The organism is Caulobacter sp. AP07 (assembly GCF_000281955.1).
Taxonomy (GTDB): domain Bacteria; phylum Pseudomonadota; class Alphaproteobacteria; order Caulobacterales; family Caulobacteraceae; genus Caulobacter.
In genome coordinates, this window is sequence record NZ_AKKF01000051.1 from 1 (window position 1) to 2,938 (window position 2,938).

General features: G+C 71.0%; 3 protein-coding genes. 2 read left to right on the plus strand and 1 reads right to left on the minus strand.

The window, feature by feature from the left end; all coding sequences use genetic code 11:
- Positions 1 to 621, plus strand: a 621-nt coding sequence (locus PMI01_RS04265; RefSeq protein WP_157223671.1) for a hypothetical protein, incomplete at its 5' end; no start/stop codon positions are given.
- Positions 614 to 1,792, plus strand: a complete 1,179-nt coding sequence (locus tag PMI01_RS04270) for a copper amine oxidase (protein WP_007663483.1) — start codon at positions 614 to 616, stop codon at positions 1,790 to 1,792. The genes PMI01_RS04265 and PMI01_RS04270, both read left to right, overlap by 8 nt.
- A 66-nt stretch (positions 1,793 to 1,858) precedes the next feature.
- On the opposite strand, the gene PMI01_RS04275 is transcribed toward PMI01_RS04270, so the two are convergent.
- Positions 1,859 to 2,917 (minus strand): endo-1,4-beta-xylanase, encoded by a 1,059-nt coding sequence (locus tag PMI01_RS04275; RefSeq protein ID WP_081497632.1) that lies wholly within the window; start codon positions 2,915 to 2,917, stop codon positions 1,859 to 1,861.
- Positions 2,918 to 2,938 lie beyond the last annotated feature (21 nt).

Genomic DNA, 2,938 nt, shown 5'->3' on the forward strand with positions numbered 1-2,938 from the left:
TTGGCTAGTCCGCCCGCCGACGCCCAGCCGCGGGCGACGCGGCCGGCGGTCATCCAGCCGACGAGGCCGCCGCTGCAGGTCAGGCGGCAGGTCGCGTCCGACGACGTCCCCGCGGCGCTGTCGCAAAGGGCGCGCGACCTGACCGAGCGGGCGGCCGCGCCTCGGCGGCTGCTGGAAGGCCGGACGATCTACATCACCACGGAAAAGCTGCGGGTGAAGGCCGACAACGGCGAGGAGGGGCCCCCGCTGTATCAGGTGACCCACTACCGCTACGTCGACGACACCGCCATCGTCAGCGTGGTCGATCTTGAGCGCGGCGCGGTGTTGAACCAGCGCGAAGTCCCGCATCTGCCGGTCATGCTCACCGCCGAGGAACTGGCCCAGGCCCGGGAACTGGCCCTGGCCCAGCCGCCGGTGCGCGAGGCGCTGGGCCGTTATCCGAACGTCACGGTCGAGCCCCTGCTCGTCCGGGTCGGCGAGGACCGCGACCCCTGGTTCGGGCATCGCGTCGTGCGCCTGCTGTTCCGGGTCGACCGGGACTACCTCACCCGTCCGATCGTCTATGTCGACCTGACCACCAGCCGGGTGCAGATCGGCGAGGAGGCTCACCAACATGACTAAGACCAACGCCCCGGCGCGCCGGATCAGGGCCGCGCTGTCGAGCCTGCTCGCCCCGCTGGCGGTGGCCGGCCTGCTGGCCGGCGGGACGCTGCTGGCCCCCCGGTCGGCGCTCGCCCAGCCCTGTCCGACGTTCACCGCCACGCCCGGCCTGCCGGCCGACACCGTGGAGCAGCAGTTTCCGGCGAGCGGTCCGATGCGCACCGCCTGGCGGGTGCGCTTCGCCCACGCCACCGGCAAGGGGCTCTACGTCACGGGGGCCTGGTTCAAGAAGTCGCCCAACGCGCCCTGGATGCGGGTGCTGTGGGACGCCCGCCTGGCCGACATCTTCGTGCCCTACCACCCGGGCACGCCGCGCTACTACGACCTGACCAATTTCAACTTCCCGCTGGTGCCCGCCACCGCCCAGGACGCCGGCCCGTGCGGCAAGATCATCGACGGCAAGGTGATCCACGAGGTGGCCTCGACCGGCGTGCTGTGGAAGGACGACCAGGCCGTCGCCTACGGCCAGGAACTGGCCCTGTGGGCCACCCTGGACTCGGCCAACTACAACTACATCATGCGCTATGGCTTCCGCGACGACGGCACGATCGCCCTGCGCCTGGGCGCCACGTCGCGCAACCTGCCGGGCCACGAATATATGGGCCACATGCACAACGGCCTGTGGCGCATCGACATGGACCTGAACGGTGCGTCGGCCGATTCCGCCTTCGAATACTCCCATGTCGAGAACACCGGCAGCGTCGTGGCCACCGACGGCGTGGCGCCCTTCAACGGCGGCAAGGAGGGCGGCATTGACGTCAACCCCCTGAAGTTCACGGAGGTGCATGTTCGCGACGCCTCCACCAACGCCGCGGGCAAGCCGATCAGCTACGAGTTCCGCCCCGTCCGGTTCGGCGCGCCCCGCCACGAGGAGCCGTTCGCCCACCACGACTTCTGGGTGACCCGTTATCACGGCTCCGAGCTGCTCTACGATCTGCCCGCCCTGGCCAACGGCGAGTCGGTGACCAACGGCGACCTCGTCGTCTGGCACATCAGCCCGCTGCACCACGACCCGCGCGACGAGGACGGCCATTTCGAGGGCCCGTTGTGGAAGGGCGTGGCGCTGCTGATGTGGGGCGGCGTCGACATCCGGCCGCGCAACCTCTTCGACGGAACGCCGATGTTCCCCTAGGGGGGCGGCTTGCTCCGTCATCCCCCGCATGAAGCGGGGGATGACGAGCGGGTGGGGGCTCGAACTCTACCCCCGGAACGCCTCGACCAGCGCCGCCGCCCCGGCCTTGGGGCGGCCGGCGTCGTCGAACGGGGCCGGGGCGTCGGCGGCGTTTTCCTTCTTCAGCCAGGAGTCCCGGTCGCGCAGGCCCCACAGGGTGAAGGCGAAGCGCTGGCTGGACGGCAGGTCCATGAACGCCTCGGCGGCCTCGGCATAGACGGCGGCCTGGCGGCGCTGAAGTTCGGCGCGGGACAGGAACTTGTTTTCCGACCGGGTCAGCGAGACGTCGAGCTCCGAGACGTGGACGGGCAGGCCCAGGCTGGCCAGCTCGCGGATCATCCGGGTGATCTCGCCCGGCGCGATATCGGCGGCCACGTGCATCTGGGTGCCCAGGCCGGTCAGCGGCGCGCCCGAGGCCAGCAGCCGCTCGGCCAGCTTCAGGAAGGTGGCCCGCTTCTTCGGGTAGTATTCGAGATTGTAGTCGTTGAGCAGCAGGGCCGCGTGCGGGTCGGCCTCGCCGGCCGTGCGATAGGCCAGGGCGATGTGCTCGAAGGCCCCCAGGCGCTGCGACCACAGGCTGTCGCGCCAGCCGTCGCCGTCCTCGGCCACCGCCTCGTTGACCACGTCCCAGCCGACCACCTGGCCCTGGTAGCGCCCGGCCACGGCCAGGATGTAGTTGCGGTAGGCGTCGACGAAGCTGATGCGCCCCTCGTCCAGCCTGGCGAAGGCGTCGGGGGCCTGGGCGTACCAGACCAGGGTGTGGCCCAGCAGGGCCATGCCGTGGGCGCGGGCGAAGGCGGCGATGCGGTCGGGGGCGTCGAAGCGGAACGTGCCGTCCGGCTGGACGACATATTCCATCTTCATCTCCCACTCGGGGGTCAGCTGGCTGACCTCGCGGGCCAGCAGGGCCGCCAGGGCGGGGTCGTCCAGATGCAGGGCCTGGACGCAGGCCCCGACCCGGACCGGGGCGACGGCCTTGAGCGGCGGCAGGTCGGCGGGGATTGGCTGGCCCTGGGCCTTGGGCCCGCAGGCGGACAGGGCGAGGGCGCCGGCCACCACCGTCCTTCGGCTGAATTTCGAACCCACCCCACGCTCGTCATCCCCCGC

Coding starts and splice junctions, on each gene's coding strand:
- PMI01_RS04270 (WP_007663483.1), top strand. CDS start 614: ATGACTAAGACCAACGCCCCGGCGCGCCGGATCAGGGCCGCGCTGTCG.